Raw genomic sequence first — 20,714 nt, 5'->3', positions numbered from 1 at the left:
GCCCACCTCGACCATCAATTATTTAACCTATTCAGGCCCGTCATCTATTTCTAGACTGGATTTATTATTAATAACCAGGCTATTGAATAATGACGAACACTCCACAGGCAACATCAGTAAAAGTGCCCGATTTAAAACAACTGGGCATTCACCATGACCTGATCAAAGCCCAAGCACAAGATGCCATTAATAACTTCCACCCCTCTTTGATACCAGCCCTGAGTCAACACGCCTATAAGCTGCCACCGGGGTACAACACACTCACGACAGAACAAAAAACCGGTCTTCGCGAACATCAAGCCTTGGTGCGAGCCAGCCTGATCAAGGTGCGTCAATACCTGGATGTCATCAGCAGTATTGATGATTTCGCCATTCCCCTATTAACCCGAACACTGCGAGAGAATCACGGGATTGAGTGTGACGTCACCCGAAATGTCATGACCCTCACCACATTGAACGCATTCACCCGTGAGATTGAAAGTCGAACCACCCAAACGCTTCTTCAGGCAGCGCTGCATAACTTCCTGCCGGAGCAAGCCGAAGACGGTGGCATCCCATGGGGCTCACACCTGTGGGATTACAAGTCCACACGCGCCAGCGATCCAGCGCCCAAGTTGATTGAGCTTTCCCCTACAGACTTCGCACGCACGTGCAGACAACTCAATATTGGACAGCGTTATCAGCAGCATTTAGCGGCCGTGCTGAACCCTCCCGACGTCCGCGACAAGCAAAAACTGGAGCTGGCGTTTATCCAGCACGAGCGTAGTACGCTGTTGTTACAGGCCGATATGGCACTCATGAATCATCACATCACATCCGATACCCACGCGACATTAATGCGGTTCTGCGCGGGTGACGTGCACGCTTTATTCGACGGCTTGCCCTTGGTTTGCAACTTTATGAAACTCGATGAGATAACGTTCTCATCCATGATTATTTCCCACGGTGATCCGCTGGAAGAAAAACAGCGCTGCATTGTTTATATCCCCGGTGACCCGATCAGTTGTGTTAAAGAATATGAAAACTTAAGGTCTGCACATGCCGACCTGATGGTTAAACTACAGGACCCGGGCTATCGCAATTTCTTTATTCAGCTTGCCCCTCAATCCCAGAAGCTTGAATTAACCAAACGCCTTAACCATCGCTTTGAACGCGGTAGCAGAGACCCGCTGGGGATGAGCCAGCAACTTATCCATGGCAGTCTCTTCCGATATTTATACACGCAAAAAACCCAACAATTGATGATTGACGCCCGGTTCCTGGCCGTTCCCACGGATGACATCAATCGCATTGCACTGCTGGATCGACTTGAGCATTACCTGGACGCCAGCCTGAACGTACTCAATGTCGCCGCCTTCTTTGTGCCAGGGCTGGGGGAAGTCATGGCCGTGGTGTTTGCCGCCCAGATCATGGGCGATGTGTACCACGGCATTGAAGCCTGGGAGCAAGATGAGAAGGACCTGGCTTGGGGCTATACCAAAGGCGTACTGATCAATTTGGCCACCGCGGCGGCCATTGGCAAGTTTGCCTCGGAACTGGCTCGGCCGTTGCCTGTAAAACCTGTGCCACTGGTCGAAGAAATGGCTGTTTTTACTCTGGATGATGGGCAGACCCGATTATGGAAACCCGACCTCATACCGTTCGAGCATGAGGTCACTCTGCCGCCGACGTTAAAGCCTAATGCTCAAGGCCTTTATTACTATAAGGGCCAGTACTACGTGCAACTGAACTTCAGGACCTACAGCGTCAAAAAAGTCGGAAAGCAGACCTATCGCCTGCTTCACCCCGACGATGTCAATGCTTACGGTCCCGAACTGGCACATAACGGCCTGGGTGCCTGGAAGCACAGCATAGAAGAACTCGGCGACTGGGACAGAGAAACCATGCTCAGGCGCTTACACCCCGACATGACCGCAATTGACTATAAGAACATTGAAAGTGTGTTGCATGCCTGTGATATCGACAAAGCCGAGCTTCGCCAGATACACATGGACAAAACCCCGCCTCCGGCGTTGCTCAATGACGCTATGGCCCGCCTTACCATCGATCAGGACCTGCAGCGTTTTATCCAAGGGATCGCGGCAGGTAACAAAAACGCGGAGCCTCAAACTCAACTGCAGTTACTGATGGAGGAAGACCTGTGGCCACCCAGCACGGCCTTGCGTTTCGTCGATTTCGAAGGAAAAACCATCAGGGAATATGGCAATGTCAAAGATAGAAAAATACCCATCATCCAGATCCTCCACAGCCAGTTACGCCGTGGAGACCTGTTAACCATCGTGCTGGAGTCCCTGGAGCCCGAGGAAGTGAACACACTGCTGGGCACCATACCTGAAGGGGAAAGGGGCAGCACCTTGGCAGAGAAAGCCGCCGCCTTGCTCAAGCGCCTGACCCAACGTGCAAAAGAGCGGATGGACAAATTGTTTATGTCGCGCTACCTGACCCCACCGATGCCCGACTCACCTGCCGCCCGGCAATTGCTCAAACGGTTCCCCCAACTCCCGGGGCCTGTGGTGGACGAACTGCTGGGGTCGCTTACATATGACGAATATGATCAATTGAATCGGGGCATTCGAGTGCCGGTGCGCGTGGCCGAAGAAGCGTCCATTTATAGCCAGGAACTGCGCCTGACCCGAGCCTTTGAAGGCCTTTATCTTGACTACCTGAATAATTCGGACACCCAAGCGCTGATTCTGCACAGCCTTGCCGACATGCCGGGATGGCCGCGTGACGTCAGGATCGAGGTGCGTGAAGAGGGGTATGAAGGGCCATTGCGCGACCATGTCGGTGACGCCAATGCCTCCCTACGTACGGTATTGGTCAAGGATGGCGTGCGTTATGAAACGAAGAATGCACAACAGGTGACCTTGCATGGGCCAGAGGATATTTATGCCAGTGTCTTGCACGCCCTTACCGATACGCAGCGTCGAGAGCTGGGCTTTCCTGACCCGGATCAAGGCCCAGCCCTGAAAGCAGCGCTCGCCAAGCGTCCCCCCATGCCCCGTAAAGCGCTCAGGGAGGTGCTACAGATGCCCCCCGCTAAAGATCAATCACCGCTGCAACTGGCAAGAGGCCGCCCAGTAGACACATTTCCCGAGGTACCTGCGCAACGCTGCCTGCGCTCACCCTTTCAATGTTTGAGATCCACTCCGCGACGCATCAGGCACTTGCTTGAAGAGCTGTACCCGACCCACTCACCGGAAACGGTCGAGGAGTTTCTGGGCATTGAGGACCTGTATAGCCGTGCAGGGCTGCAGCGTCTTGAAGCCTTGCGGGTGGAGTTCCGGGCATTGGTCAAAGCGCTGGAGGAATGGAAAGCCATCCCCCGCGAGCTTGTTCAAATCGACAGGCAGCATGTGCGCCTTGTAAACCCGCACGATAGACAACGGGTTGTGAACAAACTGATCAAGTGCTGGCAACGAAGAAGTGCCCGGCCCAGAACCGGTGCAGGCACAGACACGGGCTTCATACTGGACATTGATGGCATCCAGTTCGGAACACTTCCTGTCCTGACCGCTGATTTCAGCCACGTGACCCAGTTGCACTTCAAAAACATGTACCTGCAGCCCAGCATCAATACATTTCTGAGGCGTTTCCCCAAGTTGACCACGCTGAGTTTGACCTCAACCCATATAAGAGAACTGCCTGCAGCCATTTTCGAGATGAGCGGACTGACCCAACTTCACTTGAGTGACAACTTGATTAACCTGTCAGCTCAGACCGCCGAGCGGATTAGCGGGATGAGGCAGCTACGTACCCTCGAACTCAATGGAAATCCGTTGGAGCATGTGCCCGACTTCAGCCAATTGAATGAATTGCGCACGCTAAACTTGCGGAACACCCAAATCACCCAATGGCCTGCTGGCGTCGAGGGCCTGCCGCACCTCACCCGTCTCGATCTGCGAGAAAACCGCCTGACAACCCTGCCACAGCGTTTTTACCAAATTCCCCTGGAGCGCATGCAAAGGACGTACTTGCACGGCAACCCGCTGGAGCCCGCCGTGTTCGACGCCCTTATGGCCTACCGTGAACAACTGGGGCTTCGCTTTGAAGCACGGGTGCATGCCCCGGCGGTAGAGCCTCATCCAGCCAATCTTTGGCTGGATCACACCCTGAGCGCTGAGCAACGTGCAGAAAGAGTCGAACTGTGGGCCGCGCTACAAGCTGAACCAGACAATCATGATTTTTTCAGGGTGATTCAGGACCTGATGGTATCACCCGACTTCACTCAGGCACGCCAGCAGTTAACACAGCGCGTGTGGCGCGTGCTCAGGGCGGCGGCCGAAGACACCACGCTCAGGCATGCCTTGTTTGGCGGCGCAGCGGAACACGAGTCCTGCATTGACCGAGTCTCAACGGTATTCAGCCGCTTTGGCTACAAAGTGCTGCTGCATGAAATAGGACTGTTAACAGGCACCGCCAAAGAGACCGAACTGATCAAGGTGATCAAAGGCCGTACCCGCCTACTGCAACTGGATGACATCGCCCAGACCCAGATCGATCTCCAGCAGGCCATGTACGACATCGCCCGAGAGGAAGGCCTTCTCACACTGACACAACTGGCAGAACTCAAACCTGACCCGCTTGAAGTTGAACTCATTTATCAAGTGGATTTGGCTAAGCGACTGGAACTGCCTTGGCAACCTGCCTACATGAAGTTCAGAAACCTGGCAAAAATCACCCAGGAGCAAATAGAAGAGGCTTTTAACCTGGTCATCAACCAGGAAAAAGTGCCCGGCTATCTCCCCAAAAAAATGCTGGAAGAGCAGCCTTGGACAGACTTCCTGAATGAGCGCTACCGCGCACAGATTGCCGTTGAGCGCGCGCCGTTCGAGCAACGTATCAAGGACATTGACCTGCTGCAGGACAAGCAGGAACAGTGGGCTGAAACACAGGCTGAAGGCGATAGTGAAACCCGGACAACCTTGGCCAATCAATTGAAAGTGTTAGCGGACACGCTGGGAATCGCAGAGCAAAAAATCTTTACCGGAGCGCCGATGCCCGACGAGGACTACTACGCGTTACAGTTAAAAACCCGAGACGAGCTCGACAACGTACTGGTCAAACTCACGCAAAGGATTTTGGATAAAAAACCGTTATCACCGATTCTGGAGTAATGGAACGGGCTCGTGGTGACATTCGGTAATATCCGCACTTTGCATTTACCCGCCAATAGCCTCACCCTGCGCGCCGCCGATGTGCGGCGCGCACTTTCTGTTAAGCGCGTCAGTCTTAATTAACTTCAGTTTGAGAATTCGCCGTGATAACTAACGGACGCGACCACCGCATCGACTTTTTCCGAGGGCTGGCGCTGATTTTTATCTTCTGGGACCACATCCCGCACAACCCGCTGGGCGACCTGACTGTGCGCAATTTCGGCTTCAGTGACGCGGCGGAAATTTTTGTGTTTCTGGCCGGTTATGCCGCCGTGCTGGCCTACGGAAAAATTGCCCAACGCGAGGGGTTGCTGATTGCCAGCATCAAAATCCTGCGCCGCGCCTGGGTGCTGTATGTGGTGCATATCTTCTTGCTGGCGGTGCTGATGGGCATTGTGTTCTATGCCAACAGCCACGTTGAAACCCGTGACCTGGTGCAGGAAATGGGCATGCAGTATTTCTTGAGCAACCCGCAACAAGCCCTGACCGATGAGTTGCTGCTGCGCTTCAAGCCCAACCTGATGGACCCGTTACCGCTCTATATCGTGCTACTGCTGGGCTTGCCGCTGGTCTTACCGATGATGCTGCGCAAACCGGAATACGTGGTGGCCGTGTCTTTAATGCTGTACTTGACGGCCCCCTTCTGGAACCTGGCTTCACAGGAAGGCGGCGTGTGGTTCTTTAACCCGATTGCCTGGCAATTTCTGTTTATTCTGGGCGGCGCTGCCGCGTGTTACAGCCAACGCCCAACCGTGCCTAAAACCACACCGCTACGCCGCCAGCCAATCTTTATCGGCGCAGTGCTGTATTTATTGGTCACGGGAGCGGTTGCCTTGTCCTGGCGCTGGCCGTCGGTTCACGATGCGCTGATGCCAGCGTTGGTGGCCGAATACCTGTACCCGATCAGTAAAACCAACCTTTCGCCGGCCCGCCTGCTGCACTTCCTGGCGCTGGCCTATGTGGCCGCCAAAGTGGTGCCACGCAGCGGCTGGTTTAATAACACCCTGGTGCGGCAAACGTGCCGCATGGGCCGTTATTCGCTGGAAGTGTTTTGCCTGGGCGTCATTCTGGCCCCGCTGGCCGACATGCTGAACGCGCTGGGCGGTGACACGCTGATAATCAAGCTGTTCAGCGCCTTGATGGGCGTGGGGATCATGGCCGTATTGGCCGCGTGGCTGGACTGGAACAAACGGCTGCGCCAGCCAACCAAAACATGACGTGGCAGGCGCGAGCTTGTTCGCGCCTACCGGTCAATATGCGCTTTAGAACCGGGCCTTAATGAGCAGACGACGACGCTACGGTCTGATCTTTAGGCGACAGTTTGAACACGTAGAACAACACCGTCAGCAAAATCAAAAACGCCGGGCCTACGAACAGGGCCACACGGGTTTCCTCGAAGTAGGCCATCAGGCCGACGACCAGCAGCAGGAATGCCAGCGCGGCATACGAACTGTACGGGTACAACCAAATGCGATACTTCAGGGCTGCCGCTTCTTGTGGGCTCAGGTTTTTGCGAAAACGCAACTGCGCCAGCAAAATCATCAGCCAGGTCCAGATCGCACCAAAAGTCGCAATCGCCGTTACCCACACAAAGACTTTCTCTGGGGCCAGGTAGTTGAGTACCACGCCCAACAACAGCATCGCGATCGACAGCAGCAACGCTTTTCGCGGTACACCGTTCTTCGAGGTGGTGCCGAAACCGGCCGGGGCCTGACCGTTTTGCGCCAGGCTGTAGAGCATGCGACCGGTGCTGAAAATACCGCCGTTGCAGGATGACAGCGCCGCCGTGATCACCACGAAGTTGATAATACCCGCCGCCGTCTTGATGCCCAGACGCTCAAACGTCATGACGAAGGGGCTGCCCTGTGTGCCGATTTCGTTCCACGGGTAAATCGACAGGATCACAAACAACGCACCGACGTAGAACAGCAGGATGCGCCAGAACACCGAGCCAATCGCGCTGGGGATGGTCTTTTGCGGGTTCTTGGCTTCACCGGCGGTCAGGCCGATCATCTCGACACCCAGGTAGGCGAACATCACCATCTGCAGGGACATCAACACGCCGGTCACCCCGTTCGGCATAAAGCCGCCGTGGGCCCACAGGTTGGATACCCCCAGCGCCACGCCGTCATTGCCAAAGCCAAACGCAATGATGCCAATGCCGCCCAGCACCATCGCAATAATGGTGACGATCTTGATCAGGGCAAACCAGAATTCGAACTCACCGAACGCCTTGACCGCGATCAGGTTGATCGAGCCCATGCTGATCAGCGCCGCCAGGGCCCAGATCCAACGGGGTACGTCCGGGAACCAGATGCCCATGTACACCGCCACGGCCGTGATTTCGGCCACACAGGTCACCAGCCACAGGAACCAGTAGTTCCAGCCGGTCAAGAAGCCCGCCAACGGGCCAAGATAGTCCTGGGCATAGCGGCTGAAAGAGCCCGCTACCGGGTTGTGCACGGCCATTTCGCCGAGGGCCCGCATGATCACCAAGATGGCCAGGCCACCGAGGATGTAAGACACCATGATGGCAGGGCCTGCCATTTCGATCGCTTTGGCCGACCCCAGAAACAGGCCTACGCCGATACAGGCACCCAGTGCCATCAAGCGAATATGACGTTCGCCCAGTTCGCGTTTAAGCGGGCCGCCTTGTGCGGTGTCGCCTTGGGGCGAGTGGTTGCCGACTGGCATAAAAGTACAACCTCGTATTGTTATTGGATGTGCTTCAACAAGGCGCTCTGCAAAGCCGGTGGGTTACCCGACTTTCCTCACGACCGGCCCTGACCTTGTAGGTTGATGGGTCGAAAGGGAGTTGCCCTGCTGAGATCGGCGGCGAGTATTGCACAGGGTTGGTGCACAGTCATGCCCCTACCTAGGCCGTATTTACCCCCCGGCAAGGGCTCTATTCCCTCACTTTGCGCACCAACGGAATCTGTAGTCGCTGCAGCAGGCGGCGATGGCCTGCGCAGCTGCCCCGGTTTTGCCTCAACCCCCACACTCCCGGCCACGCTGGAGAAGATGAGAGCAATTACCGTTCGTCAATTCTATTTGCACACTCTTAAGATATATCTTAAGTTACTTCGCACACACAGAGGACGAAGATAATGAGAGAGCATCATCACCCCCACCGCGAACACAATGTCGGTCAAGACGGTTTTGAAAAACGTGCCGGCCAACGTGGCGGCCGAGGCCCGCGGGTATTTGCCCCCGGCGATCTGAAATTACTGCTGCTGGCCCTGGTTGCCGAGCAGCCTTGCCATGGCTACGACCTGATCCGCCAGATCGAAGGCATGTTCGAAGGTGCCTACAGCCCAAGCCCTGGCGTGATCTACCCCACCCTGACCTTTCTGGAAGAAAGCGAGCTGATTGAAGGCGACGCCAAGGGCGGGAAGAAACGCTACAGCGTGACCGACGCCGGTCGTCAGTCCCTGATTGATCAAGCCATCGCCCTGGACGGCGTGCGCATGCGCATGGACGTCAGCAAACGCTCTTTGCGCGGCCATGATCGCCCCGCCGAAATTCATGAGGCGGTGCATAACCTGCGCCACGCCTTGCACATGCACCACGGGCGCTGGAACCCGGCAGAAATCGCCCGGGTACGGGACCTGCTCAACACCACCGCCAAAGCCATCGTCGATGGCCCTGTTACTGCCCAGCCCGCGCAGGAGAACGCTGAATGAACACTGCTAACGCCCACACCATTCACCGCGTCATGCATGAAATCAAACGTCGCACACTGCAGGTGCTGCGCGTGGTCGACCTGACCCCGCGCATGCGCCGCATCACGGTGGGCGGCCCCGAGTTGGCCGGTTTTATCAGCCTGGGCAGCGATGACCACGTAAAGCTGTTTTTCCCGCAGAGTGCTGAAGAACACGCCGCGCTGGAAAACGTGGAGCTGAGCGCCGGGATCAAAAATAAAGTGATGCCGCCCATGCGCGACTACACACCACGGCGCTATGACCTGGACACGCTGGAACTGGAGCTGGATTTTGTCTTGCACGGCGACGGCCCTGCCTCGACCTGGGCTGCACAGGCCAACCCCGGCCAGTGTCTGCACATCGGCGGCCCTCGTGGCTCGATGATCGTGCCGGATAGCTTCGACAGCTACCTGCTGATCGGCGACGAAACCGCCCTGCCGGCCATTGCCCGCCGCCTCGAAGAGTTGCCAGCCAATCGCCGGGCGTTAGTGGTCATCGAAGTAGAAAGCGCACGCGAAGAGCAGCCACTGGACAGCGCTGCAACGGTTGAAGTGATTTGGGTGCATCGTGATGCAAACGCCGAGAAACTGCTGAAAACAGTGCAGGATCTGAGCATTCCTGAAGGCGAGCTGTACACCTGGGTCGCGACCGAAACCGCGCTGTCGCGCAAGGTCCGCCGCATCTTGCTCAACACCCATGGCCTGAACGAAGAACTCGTCAAAGCCGTTGGCTACTGGCGCCTGGACGACAGCCCGCAAGCGTAAAACCTTGCGTTCTTTGCGTAGGAGGGGCCCCGTCTTCGACGCCGCGCTGTCGCGCAAAGAACTGGGGGTACGCCGCATTGATAGATACCTAAAAATGAGTAAAAAATTCATGCTCAGGATCAATGACTTAGCGTTTGTTCTATAAGAGGCCAGCGTGGTTTAAGAGGGCCCTTGGATCAAAAGCAAGATCAAAAGATCACGAGCAAGCTCGTTCCTACAGGTCTTGCTTCGTGGCCTCGCTGCGTAAAACCGGCGCGAGACCCGCGTGGCCCAAGGGGGCCCTTTAGATCAAAAGCCAGATCAAAAGCATGCTCTGTAGGAGCGAGCTTGCTCGCGATCTTTTGATTTTTAAAAGCTCAATGACAACCGCGCTGTCGTTCAGCAACCCGATCCATTGCTGCGGTCACGGCCACTTAAGGTTCCGGCTTTACGCCGCGATCGGCCGTCCCTGGCCGTGTCGCGGCTAACCCGGCGTCCTGCCGGGTTAACCTCTGCGCAAAACCGGCGCGAGACCCGCGTGGCTCAAGGGGGCCCTTTAGATCAAAAGCCAGATCAAAAGATCACGAGCAAGCTCGTTCCTACACAGGTTTAGGCGTTTGGCCGCCCGCGCCAGCGGTCGATCCCCACCACCAACAGCGCCACCGCAACAAACCCCGCCAGAATCCCGAGCGCATTCACAAACGTTTGCGCATACCCCAGTTTGTTGACATCAATAAACGGGTACGGGTACAGGCCCAGCGCATGCCCACGCCATAGCAAATACGCAAAGTACACAATTGGGTACAACGCCCACACCGCGATATGGCCCAGGCGCAACGTACCTTTGGGCACGCAAAACCACCAATACAGGGTGAACAGCACCGGCATGACGTCGTGTAACAGTTCATTGGCCAGCCATTGCAGCCCCTGAGGTTGCCAAAGGCCACGCAACAGCAGGCTGTAGGCCGCCCCCACCACGATGATGCTCACGCCAATACCGCTGGTGACCCACGGCTGCAAGAAAAACCTCCGGGCGTTTGAGTCCTGCGAGAGGGCGGCGCAGGTCAATACGGTGGCGACCAAGGTGTTGGTTAGCACGGTGAAAAAACTGAAGTAATTCACCAACCCGCCCAGCAGGCTCGCGCCCGAGGTCCAGCGGGCGAACAGCATCAGGTCTAGCTGAATCGCCAGGCCGCTCCACCCCAACAGCGCCATCAGCGCGCACAGCCGTTGCTTGAGCGTGGCACTCATCAAGGGGTCAAAGCTCGCGCTTGGTACGGGCGTATTTCACGTAGAGCTTCTCGACCTTTTCCCGCGCCCACGGCGTTTTTCGCAGAAAGGTCAGGCTCGACTTGATGCTCGGGTCGCTTTTGAAGCAACGAATATCAATCCGTTCAGCCAGGCCTTCCCACGTGTAGTGCGCCACCAGCGCCGTGAGGATGTGTTCCAGCGTCACGCCATGCAAAGCGTTGTGGGTGGGTTCAGTCATGCCAAGCCTTTAAAACAGAAGAGGGAAAGCCGCGCACATTAGCCGAGCCCCTGCTCAGGGGGAAGTCATTTGCCGCCGGTTGTATCGGCGGGTGACCTGCGGCATTCGATGAAGTTCCGCTTGGCGCAATCAAATGAAATGTTATAGTGTAACTAATACATTCCATTTCTAGAGCGCTCAGCGCCAACGCTTCTCTCCCTTGCCAAGGAACCTGCAATGCCATCCCGCGTTTTCCCACAACCCTTACGGCGTCTGCGCCTGACTCCGCTCGCCACTGCGCTGCTGATGACTTCACCGGTTTACGCCCTTGAACTGCAACCCCAAGTCATTACCGGCAACCCGCTGGGCAGCAGCCAACTGGCGTCACCGACCAGCGTGCTGGAGGGCGATGACCTGACGCTGCTGCAACAAGGCAGCCTCGGAGAAACCCTTAACAAGCAGCCCGGCGTGTCATCGTCCTACTTCGGCCCAGGCGCCAGCCGACCGATTATTCGCGGGCTTGATGGCGACCGTATTCGTATCTTGCGCAACGGCGTGGGCGCACTGGACGCCTCGTCGCTGTCCTATGACCACGCCGTACCGCTGGACCCGGTCAACGTTGAACGCATCGAAATCGTACGCGGCCCGGCCGCCCTGCTCTACGGCGGCAATGCCATGGGTGGCGTGGTCAACACCTTCGACAACCGCATCCCGACCGAAGCCATCAACGGTATTCAGGGCGCAGGCGAATTACGTTATGGCGGTGCCGACACCACGCGCAGCAGCGCAGGCAAACTGGAAGCCGGTGATGGCACGTTCGCCTTGCACCTGGATGCCAACGCTCGCACATTCAACGACCTGAAAATCCCGGGTTACGCCCGCGACCGTCACGCTCCCGAAAGCGAAGACGACAGCGATCAAAAGAAAGGCCGCCTGAGTAACAGCAGTGGCCGTCAGGACGGCGGCGCGGTTGGCGGTTCCTACACATGGGACGACGGCTACGCGGGCGTCTCCTACAGCCAATACGACGCCAACTACGGTTCCCCTGCCGAAGACGACGTGCGCATCCGCATGAAGCAAGATCACTACGCCTTCGCTTCGGAGATCCGCAACCTGCAAGGGCCGTTCAGCTCGCTCAAACTGAACGCCGGCTACACCGACTACGAACACCGCGAGATCGAAGGCGGCGAAGTCGGCACCACGTTCAAGAACAAAGGTTACGAGGCGCGGGTTGAAGCGCGTCATGTGCCGATTGGCCCACTGAACGGGGTGATTGGCGCGCAAGTGAACCGCAACGAGTTTTCAGCCCTCGGTGAAGAAGCCTTCGTGCCGCAAACCGACACCACCACGGGTGCGCTGTTTATTCTTGAAGAGTTGCAAGCCACTGAGCGACTCACGCTGAGCCTGGGCGGGCGCCTGGAACACACCGTGGTTGACCCGAATGCCAAGGGCAAAGAGCGCTTCGAAGCGGCCGACAACGCCAAGCGCTTCACGGCGGGCAGCTTGTCTTCTGGCGCGGTCTTCACCCTGACGCCGATCTGGTCGCTGGCCGCGACGCTGGGTTACACCGAACGTGCGCCGACCTTCTACGAGTTGTATGCCAACGGCGCGCACGTTGCCACCGGCACTTACGAGCTGGGTAACCCTAACCTGTCGAAAGAAAAAGCCGTGTCGAGCGACCTGGCTTTGCGCTTTGACAATGGCACCCACAACGGCAGCGTGGGTGTGTTCTACAGCCATTTTTCCAATTACATCGGCCTGCTGGGCACAGGTCGCACGCTCAATGATGAAGGTGAGTTGGAGGCAGACGGCATACCGGAATACACCTACTCGGGCGTGCGCGCACGCTTCGTAGGGTTCGAAGCCAAAGATCACTGGAAGCTGGGCGAAGGTGCCTACGGCAAATTCGCGCTTGAGCTGTCGGGCGACTACACCCGCGCCACCAACCTCGACTCGGGCGAAGCCTTGCCACGTATTGCTCCGTTGCGCCTGAGCAGCGGTGTGCTGTGGGAACTCAATCGCTGGCAAGCGCGGGTCGATGTTGAACACGCCAGCAACCAAGGCCGCGTACCGGCCAACGAATCGGGCACCCAGGGCTACACCACGCTGGGTGCGAGCGCCGGGTACACCTTCAATGTCGGCGGCAGTCAGTGGCTAGCCTTCGTCAAAGGCGACAACCTGACCGACCAGACCGTGCGTTATGCCAGCTCGATCTTGCGCGACATCGCTCCAGCACCGGGTCGCAGCGTTGAAGTAGGCCTGCGCACCACGTTCTAAAACCCGCAATACTCAGGTAGGCGCGCGCGTGTTCGCGATCTTTTTAACGAGCAAAAGATCGCAAGCAAGCGCGCGCCTACAATTTTTTCAATCTCCCTTCCCGCTCTTATTTCCCGCAAACACCGGCGAACGTGAGGCAAAAAGCCTCTGAGACGAACGGTCGCAGGCCACTGTTACCCATTCTGAAATGAACCTTGTCATTTAAAGCGCTGTTTCTAAACGTTTCAGAGCTCTATCATTTGCGCATTAGGGGCTGAAACGTTTCATCCAACCCTGAATGCCAAAACCTGGCCCTGCCTTACTAGACAGCGCTACCCCCGTACAGCCATACCCATAAAGACTCACACCTCAACCTATGTCTACATTCCTGAACTTGCACGCACCGCGCGCGCTGCTTCCTATGGCCGGGCAAAAAACCCTGGCATTGCTTGGCGGCATGACCGCCCTCGGTCTGGCTACGTGCGCACACGCCACGCCCGCCTTTGACCGTGAATCACCGTGGATGCTCGGCGATTGGGGCGGCACCCGTACCGAGCTGGCCAAACAGGGCTATGGGTTTTCACTCGACTACGTGGGCGAAGTGGGCTCGAACCTGCGCGGCGGCTATGACCACGATCGTACAGCCCGCTACAGCGACCAGTTCGGCCTGGGCACGCACCTGGACCTGCAAAAAATTCTGGGCTGGCACGATGCTGAGTTCAAACTGACGATTACCCAGCGCAGCGGCAACAACATCAGCAATGACCGCATCAACGACCCGCGCGTAGGTGGCTTCACCTCGGCCCAGGAAGTCTGGGGCCGTGGCCAGACCACGCGCCTGACGCAAATGTGGTACCAGCAAAAATTCTTCGACCAGAAGCTCGACATCAAGGCCGGTCGTTTTGGTCAAGGCGAAGACTTCAACAGCTTCCCGTGTGACTTCCAGAACCTGGCATTTTGCGGTTCGCAGGTCGGTAACTGGGCGGGCAGCATCTGGTACAACTGGCCGGTTAGCCAATGGGCGCTGCGAGTCAAGTACCACCTGACGCCAGAGCTGTATGCACAGATCGGTGCCTATGAGCAGAACCCGTCCAACCTGGATCGCGGTAACGGCTTCAAGCTCAGCGGCAGCGGCACCCAAGGTGCGGTGTTGCCCGTTGAACTGGTGTGGACACCGAAGGTAAACGGCCTGCCGGGCGAATACCGAGCGGGGTATTACTACAGCAGCGCCAAGGCCAGCGACGTGTACAAAGACACCCATGGCCAGCCGGCCGCCTTGAGCGGTGAAGCCTATCGCAGCAGCTCAAGCAAACACGGCATGTGGTTGGGCGTGCAACAGCAACTCACCACCCGCGCCAGCGACACGTCGAGGGGCTTGAGTGTGTTCGCCAATGCCACCGTGCATGACAAAAAGACCAACCCCATCGACCACTATGTCCAGGCAGGCATCGTGTACAAAGGGGTGTTCGATTCGCGCGCCAAGGACGACATCGGCTTCGCCATGGCCCGGGTGCACGTCAACCCCGCTTACCGCAAAAACGCCGAGGCCAGCAATCAGGCCCGCGCCCTTTACGATTTCGATAACCCGAACTACCTGCCACCTCAGGACACCGAATACAGCGCTGAGTTGTACTACGGCGTACAGGTCACGAATTGGCTGACCGTTCGACCAAACCTGCAATACATCCGCCACCCGGGGGGCGTGAGCCAACTGGATGACGCGCTGATCGGCGGTCTGAAAATTCAAAGTTCGTTCTGACCGAGCGCTTCAAGCTTCAAGCCACACGCTTGCAGCTTGAAGCTAACCGCTACCTACTAAAACTTGTTTTCACGGAGAACCTCACTATGAGCACTGATGGTGCTTTGAGTAGAAGCCGCGTGCTGCCGACCTTGCTCGGTATCCTGCTGGTGTTAATGGGCCTGGCCATGGTGATCGGGGGTATCAAGCTGGTCACATTGGGCGGGGCCTGGTACTACCTGCTGGCCGGTATCGGCTTTGGCCTGTCGGGCGCATTGCTGATAGCTCGGCGCCCTGCCGCCCTGGGCCTTTACGCGCTGGTGCTGTTTGCCAGCACCGTGTGGGCCCTGATGGAAGTTGGCCTGGACTGGTGGCAATTGGTGCCGCGTCTGGCGCTATGGTTTGCCATCGGTATCGTCCTGTTGCTGCCATGGTTTCGTCGCCCTGTGCTGCGCGGCCAATCGGCCCCGCTCGCGACTGGTGTACTGAGTGTGGCCGTTGTGCTGGCTGGCGCAGCTGCACTGGCTAGCCAGTTCACCCACCCCGGCGAAATCAAGGGCCAACTGGACCGTGATGCCGTACCGGGCATGACCAACACCGCACCGGCCATGCCGGACGGTGACTGGCAGTCCTACGGGCGTACCGGTTATGGCGATCGCTATTCGCCGCTGAAAGAAATCACCCCTGAAAATGCCCACACGCTGGTTCCAGCCTGGACATTCCGCACCGGTGACATCCCGGGTGAAGGCGACCCGGGCGAAACCACCGCCGAAAACACCCCGCTGAAAGTCAACGGCATGCTCTATGTGTGCACGCCGCACAGCCAGGTGATTGCCCTTGACCCGGACAGCGGCAAGGAAATCTGGCGCTACGACCCGAAGATCAGCACGCAAAATGCTGCCAACTTCAAAGGCTGGGCGCACATGACCTGCCGCGGCGTGAGCTATCACGACGAAAATGCCTACGCCAAAGCCAGCACTGAACACAGCGCTGCCGAGCCGGCTGCCGTCACGTCGAGCAATGCATGCCCGCGTCGTCTGTTCCTGCCAACCGCCGACACCCGCCTGATTGCCATCAATGCCGACACCGGTAAAGTCTGCGAAGACTTCGGTGACCACGGCTCGGTCGACCTGCGCCACAACATCGGTAACTTTGCACCGGGCGGCTACTACTCCACGTCCCCCCCTGCCGTGACCAAAGACCTGGTGGTGATTGGTGGCCACGTCACCGACAACATTTCCACTGACGAGCCATCGGGCGTGATCCGTGCGTATGACGTGCGTACCGGCAAGCTGGTGTGGAACTGGGACAGCGGCAACCCGGACGACACCACGCCGATTGCCGAAGGCCAAACCTACACCCGTAACTCGCCTAACATGTGGTCGATGTTCGCAGTCGACGAAGACCTCGGCATGCTCTACCTGCCGATGGGCAACCAGATGCCTGACCAATATGGTGGCGACCGCACTGAAGATTCCGAGCGTTACAGCGCTGGCGTGACGGCTCTGGATATCAACACCGGTAAAGTTCGTTGGTACCGTCAGTTCACTCACCATGACCTGTGGGACATGGACGTGGGCGGTCAACCGACCCTCATGGACATGAAGACGGCTGACGGCGTGAAACCGGCGCTGCTGGCGTCGACCAAACAAGGCAGCATCTACGTTGTTGACCGTCGTAATGGCGAAGACATCGTGCCGATCCGTGAACTGCCGGCACCGAGCGGTGCCGTAGCAGGCGACCATACCGCACCGACCCAACCGCGTTCGGACCTGAACCTGATCCCGCCGCAACTGACCGAGCGTGACATGTGGGGTGTGACCCCATTTGACCAAATGCTGTGCCGGATCAACTTCAAATCCCTGCGTTACGACGGCATGTACACGCCGCCATCGCTGCAAGGTTCGATCGTTTACCCGGGCAACTTCGGTGTGTTTGACTGGGGCGGCATCTCGGTTGACCCGGTTCGTCAAATAGCGTTCCTGAACCCGAGCTACATGGCGTTCACGTCCAAACTGGTGCCTCAGGCAGACGTGGCGGCCATGGGCCCGCGTAAAGGCGAAACCTCCGGCGTGCAGCCGAACAAGGGCGCTCCGTACGGCGTGATCCTTGAGCCTCTGCTGTCGCCGGTTGGCCTGCCTTGCCAGGCACCGTCGTGGGGTTACGTTACCGCGGTCGACCTGACCAACAACAACGTGATCTGGAAACACAAAAACGGCACCGTGCGTGACAGCTCACCGGTACCGATCCCGCTGCCAATGGGCGTTCCTAGCTTGGGCGGGACGTTCACGACGGCCGGTGGCGTTGCGTTCTTGAGCGGCACCCTCGACCAGTACCTGCGCGCTTACGACGTCAGCAACGGCAAAGTGCTGTGGGAAGGTCGTCTGCCAGCAGGCGGTCAAGCCACCCCAATGACCTACACCGGCAAAGACGGCACCCAGTACGTGGTCGTCATGGCGGGCGGTCACGGTGGCCTGGGCACCCAAAAAGGTGACTACATCATGGCGTTCAAACTGGCCGAGTAAACGTTACCGCACGGTTTGAAAAAGGCGGCTATCTTCGGATAGCCGCCTTTTTTTGTGCGCTTAACAGGTTCAGCCACACGCGCTGGTGCGATCGCGGCACCTGACACCAGGATGAAAGTCGCTTCACCATTGAAACCACCGCCACCACGCCCCATCTAAGTTTCATATCCCATTGTGCAGGTGCCCCCATGAGCGACCAGCAAGATCTTGCGGACAACACCGCTGAGCTATCCGACGTTGAACCGACCGAGTTCGAACACTCGGGAGGGACCGAATTGGCGCTGCCCGGCCAGAATCTGCCGGGCAAGGTGTACATCATTCCAATCCACAATCGGCCGTTCTTCCCGGCGCAAGTACTGCCGGTGATCGTCAACGAAGAACCCTGGGCCGAAACCCTCGACCTGGTCAGCAAGTCGCCTCATCACTCGCTGGCGCTTTTTTTTGTCGACACGCCCACCGAAGACCCACGCCACTTCGACACCAACAGCTTGCCGGAATACGGCACGCTGGTGAAAGTGCATCACGCGAGCCGCGAAAACGGCAAATTGCAATTTGTGGCCCAAGGCCTGACCCGCGTGCGCATCAGCACCTGGCTCAAGCACCATCGCCCGCCGTACCTGGTGGAAGTCGAATACCCGAAAGAATTCCGCGAGCCCACCGACGAGGTGAAGGCCTACGGCATGGCGCTGATCAATGCGATCAAGGAGCTGCTGCCGCTTAATCCGTTGTACAGCGAAGAACTGAAAAACTACCTCAACCGCTTCAGCCCCAACGATCCATCGCCCCTCACCGACTTTGCGGCGGCCCTGACGTCGGCCACCGGCAACGAATTGCAAGAAGTGCTCGACTGCGTGCCCATGCTCAAGCGCATGGAAAAAGTCTTGCCGATGCTGCGCAAGGAAGTCGAAGTGGCGCGCCTGCAAAAGGAAATTTCGGCCGAGGTCAACCTCAAGATCGGTGAGCACCAGCGCGAGTTCTTTCTTAAAGAACAGCTCAAGGTGATCCAGCAGGAACTGGGGCTGACCAAGGATGACCGCAGCGCGGATATCGAACAGTTCCAGCAGCGTCTGGAAGGCAAAACCCTGCCCGCCCAGGCCCGCAAGCGCATCGATGAGGAACTGAACAAACTGTCGATCCTTGAAACCGGGTCGCCTGAATACGCGGTGACGCGCAACTACCTTGACTGGGCGTCTTCAGTGCCCTGGGGCGTGTTGGGCGAGGACAAACTGGACCTCAAGCATGCGCGCAAAGTACTCGACGCCCACCATGCGGGCCTCGATGACATTAAAGACCGCATTCTCGAATTCCTCGCCGTAGGGGCCTACAAAGGCTCGGTCAGCGGCTCGATTGTGCTGTTGGTGGGCCCGCCGGGCGTGGGTAAAACCAGCGTCGGCAAATCCATTGCCGAATCCCTGGGCCGCCCGTTCTACCGTTTCAGCGTAGGCGGTATGCGCGACGAGGCCGAAATCAAGGGCCATCGCCGCACGTACATCGGTGCTCAGCCGGGCAAGCTGGTGCAGGCGCTTAAAGACGTCGAAGTGATGAACCCGGTGATCATGCTCGACGAAATCGACAAAATGGGCCAAAGCTTCCAGGGCGACCCGGCCTCGGCGCTGCTCGAAACCCTGGACCCGGAACAGAACGTCGACTTCCTCGACCACTACCTGGACTTGCGCCTGGACCTGTCCAAAGTGCTGTTTGTGTGCACCGCCAACACCCTGGACTCGATCCCCGGCCCGTTGCTCGACCGCATGGAAGTCATTCGCCTGTCGGGCTACATCACGGAAGAAAAAGTCGCCATTGCCAAGCGCCACTTATGGCCCAAGCAATTGGACAAAGCAGGCGTGTCGAAAACCAACCTGACCATCAGCGACAGCGCCCTGCGCGCCGTGATCGACGGCTATGCCCGTGAAGCCGGGGTGCGTCAGCTCGAAAAACAGTTGGGCAAACTGGTGCGCAAAGCTGTGGTCAAGCTGTTGGACGACCCCAAGGCCGTGATCAAGATAGGCCCTAAAGACCTCGAGTCTTCGCTGGGCATGCCCGTGTTCCGTAACGAACAGGTCATCAGCGGTACCGGGGTTATCACCGGCCTGGCCTGGACCAGTATGGGCGGTGCGACCTTGCCGATTGAAGCGACCCGCATCCACACGCTTAACCGCGGTTTCAAGCTGACCGGGCAATTGGGCGAGGTGATGAAGGAGTCAGCTGAAATCGCCTACAGTTACATCAGCTCGCACCTCAAACAGTTTGGCGGCGACCCCAAGTTCTTTGACGAAGCCTTTGTGCACCTGCATGTGCCGGAAGGCGCAACCCCCAAAGACGGCCCCAGCGCGGGCGTGACCATGGCCAGCGCCTTGCTGTCGCTGGCGCGTAACCAGCCGCCGAAAAAAGGCATCGCCATGACCGGCGAACTGACCCTCACCGGGCATGTGCTGCCGATCGGCGGCGTGCGTGAAAAAGTCATCGCTGCGCGCCGGCAAAAAATTCACACATTGATCCTGCCGGACGCCAACCAGGGGCACTTCGAAGAGTTACCCGACTATTTGAAGGAAGGCATTACCGTCCACTTCGCCAAGCGGTTTACCGATGTGGCCAAAGTGCTTTTTTGAGGTCCATCACGTAATCTTGGGAAACATGTAAACAAGAACGCCGATTTGGCTGATGATGTTCGTGCGAGCAAACACATCTAACAAACCGGCGTTCTATGCCCGAGAAGTGATTGAACGTGTCCGTGCCAAGGAGGCAAATCGTCTGCACCATGACACGCCTGCTCGAAAGGTCATAAAGCAGGCGCGATAGTTGTTATTACGCAACTCGCAGAACCTGCTGGCCGCTCACCAACCGTTGATGACGGTCTATTTTATCCAGGCCGAATTCAACATGCTGTGGTCGCCGCGCGACACCTGGATGAACCTTGAACTTATCCTCCTCCTGATCGCCGAATAACCTGGCATCGAGCGTCAAAGAGCTTGTTACATCATGCGCTGACAAGTTTTCGTAGGCTCTTTCTCTAATTATTGTAGTCCTCCTTTTTAAGACTCTTTCCCCCGCCAACTCCCCCTGGCTACTGGGCACAATGGCTCCCGCCCCTATGCCTTTGCGCGCTCAACATTCAACTTGTCGATTT

Annotated in this window: 11 protein-coding genes and 1 pseudogene; 9 read left to right on the top strand and 3 right to left on the bottom strand. The window is 57.7% G+C overall.

What is annotated here, in order from left to right; all coding sequences use genetic code 11:
- The first annotated feature begins 89 nt into the window (after positions 1–89).
- Both Q1W15_RS17560 and Q1W15_RS17555 read left to right on the top strand, forming a co-directional pair.
- Positions 90–5,117, top strand: a complete 5,028-nt coding sequence (locus tag Q1W15_RS17560; protein WP_300730659.1) for an NEL-type E3 ubiquitin ligase domain-containing protein — start codon at positions 90–92, stop codon at positions 5,115–5,117.
- 146 nt (positions 5,118–5,263) lie between these two features.
- Positions 5,264–6,373, top strand: a complete 1,110-nt coding sequence (locus Q1W15_RS17555; RefSeq protein ID WP_300730731.1) for an OpgC family protein — start codon at positions 5,264–5,266, stop codon at positions 6,371–6,373.
- Between the two features lie 58 nt (positions 6,374–6,431).
- On the opposite strand, the gene Q1W15_RS17550 is transcribed toward Q1W15_RS17555, so the two are convergent.
- Positions 6,432–7,850, bottom strand: a complete 1,419-nt coding sequence (locus Q1W15_RS17550) for an amino acid permease (protein ID WP_300730658.1) — start codon at positions 7,848–7,850, stop codon at positions 6,432–6,434.
- Between the two features lie 413 nt (positions 7,851–8,263).
- Between Q1W15_RS17550 and Q1W15_RS17545 the strand changes: the two genes are divergently transcribed.
- Together Q1W15_RS17545 and Q1W15_RS17540 are read left to right on the top strand one after the other, a co-directional pair.
- Positions 8,264–8,839 (top strand): PadR family transcriptional regulator, encoded by a 576-nt coding sequence (locus Q1W15_RS17545; RefSeq protein WP_300730657.1) that lies wholly within the window; start codon positions 8,264–8,266, stop codon positions 8,837–8,839.
- Positions 8,836–9,621: a siderophore-interacting protein gene (locus Q1W15_RS17540; RefSeq protein ID WP_300730656.1), complete on the top strand. Its 786-nt coding sequence runs from the start codon at positions 8,836–8,838 to the stop codon at positions 9,619–9,621. The genes Q1W15_RS17545 and Q1W15_RS17540 overlap by 4 nt, the downstream gene beginning before the upstream one ends.
- A gap of 588 nt (positions 9,622–10,209) precedes the next feature.
- Here Q1W15_RS17540 and Q1W15_RS17535 read toward each other — a convergent pair.
- Entirely contained in the window at positions 10,210–10,851 is a 642-nt protein-coding gene (locus tag Q1W15_RS17535) for a Pr6Pr family membrane protein (RefSeq protein WP_300730655.1), read from the bottom strand.
- Positions 10,852–10,858: 7 nt separating this feature from the next.
- Positions 10,859–11,089, bottom strand: a complete 231-nt coding sequence (locus Q1W15_RS17530; protein WP_300730654.1) for a VF530 family protein — start codon at positions 11,087–11,089, stop codon at positions 10,859–10,861.
- 216 nt (positions 11,090–11,305) lie between these two features.
- Between Q1W15_RS17530 and Q1W15_RS17525 the strand changes: the two genes are divergently transcribed.
- The 5 genes and pseudogenes from Q1W15_RS17525 to Q1W15_RS17505 all read left to right on the top strand — a co-directional run.
- Positions 11,306–13,345 carry a TonB-dependent receptor gene (locus Q1W15_RS17525; RefSeq protein WP_300730653.1) on the top strand — a complete coding sequence of 680 codons (2,040 nt, stop codon included), beginning with the start codon at positions 11,306–11,308 and terminating at the stop codon, positions 13,343–13,345.
- 355 nt (positions 13,346–13,700) lie between these two features.
- Complete coding sequence (locus Q1W15_RS17520; protein WP_300730652.1) at positions 13,701–15,083, top strand: carbohydrate porin; 1,383 nt, start codon at positions 13,701–13,703, stop codon at positions 15,081–15,083.
- An 86-nt stretch (positions 15,084–15,169) separates the two neighbouring features.
- Positions 15,170–17,587: a glucose/quinate/shikimate family membrane-bound PQQ-dependent dehydrogenase gene (locus tag Q1W15_RS17515; RefSeq protein ID WP_300730651.1), complete on the top strand. Its 2,418-nt coding sequence runs from the start codon at positions 15,170–15,172 to the stop codon at positions 17,585–17,587.
- Between the two features lie 188 nt (positions 17,588–17,775).
- Positions 17,776–20,196 (top strand): endopeptidase La, encoded by a 2,421-nt coding sequence (gene lon / locus Q1W15_RS17510; protein WP_300730650.1) that lies wholly within the window; start codon positions 17,776–17,778, stop codon positions 20,194–20,196.
- A gap of 88 nt (positions 20,197–20,284) precedes the next feature.
- Positions 20,285–20,461: pseudogene (locus Q1W15_RS17505) on the top strand (ISL3 family transposase); the annotation flags it as partial.
- Positions 20,462–20,714: the final 253 nt, after the last annotated feature.

The organism is Pseudomonas sp. (genome assembly GCF_030150285.1).
GTDB lineage: Bacteria > Pseudomonadota > Gammaproteobacteria > Pseudomonadales > Pseudomonadaceae > Aquipseudomonas.
This window is presented reverse-complemented; position numbering and strand designations above follow the sequence as displayed.